Raw genomic sequence first — 1,146 nt, forward strand, 5'->3', positions numbered from 1 at the left:
TAGGACTTACGCAAAAACAAGAGAATTGTAACAAGATGTAAAGACGTAAACCTAAAAAAGAAAACGGGTGTGTACAGTTCTGGACATGCCAAAACGACCAACCCGCTTAGATTACTGCCAGTATTTATTGGTAACGTCGATCAATCACACGATCACCAATTTTGCCGACCACGTAGAAGATATGAGTCACGATGCGATCAATCGATTTTTGCGAGACGAGAAGATGACGCCTCACTTGGTGTGGGACAACGTGCGTGATCTGATTGCGGCGACAGCGGGTGGTTGCATCACGTTTGATGACACGATTATAGACAAGAATTTTTCGCATAAAATCGAGCTGGTAAGACGTCAATACAGTGGTAATGCGCACGGCATTATCAAAGGCATTGGGGTTGTTACCTGTGTGTATGTCAATCCGGAAACGAAGGAGCATTGGGTCATTGATTATCGTATTTACGACCCACAAGGTGATGGCAAATCTAAGCTCGATCATGTCAAAGACATGCTGACCAATGTGGTGCATCACAAAGGTCTGGCCTGCCGTACCGTGCTAATGGATACCTGGTATGCCACCAAGGAACTGATGCTCTTCATTGAGTCCTTGGGTAAAATTTATTACTGCCCCATCAAGAGCAATCGCTTAGTCGATGACTCACGTGGCGAACTGGACTATCGCCATGTCGATTCACTCGATTGGAATGAGCGAGAAGTAGCGCATGGCAAGATCATTAAGATCAGAGGATTTCCCAAAGAGCACAAGGTCAAACTGTTCCGCGTTACGGTGTCTACCCACCGCACGGACATGGTCGTCACCAACGACCTGACTCAAGATTTAACGAAGGGCGCACAACAAGCGTGTGCCTTGCGCTGGAAGATTGAGCAGTTTCACCGAGAAGCAAAACAACTGACGGGAATCGAACGCTGTCAATGCAGAAAGGCGAGAATCCAGCGCAATCACATCGCTTGTGCCATCCTTGTATGGGTTCGCTTAGCCGCTGTCGCAAAGCAAACTAGTGAAACCTTGTATCGCATTAAACATGGCCTGCTTGATGAATTCTTACGACAGCAACTTAAAAATCCGAGTATTACTATGCGTCTTGCATAAACCCGTTTTATTACAAAATTACGCTTTTTGCGTAAGTCCTA

General features: G+C 46.0%; 1 protein-coding gene. It reads left to right on the forward strand.

Going from position 1 to position 1,146, the window contains the following annotated elements:
• Positions 1 to 85: 85 nt before the first annotated feature.
• Positions 86 to 1,105 (forward strand): IS701 family transposase, encoded by a 1,020-nt coding sequence (locus AAKU64_RS22585; RefSeq protein WP_354363119.1) that lies wholly within the window; start codon positions 86 to 88, stop codon positions 1,103 to 1,105.
• The last annotated feature ends 41 nt before the right edge of the window (positions 1,106 to 1,146 follow it).

This window comes from Undibacterium sp. GrIS 1.8, from assembly GCF_040544445.1.
In the GTDB taxonomy this organism is placed as follows: domain Bacteria; phylum Pseudomonadota; class Gammaproteobacteria; order Burkholderiales; family Burkholderiaceae_D; genus Undibacterium.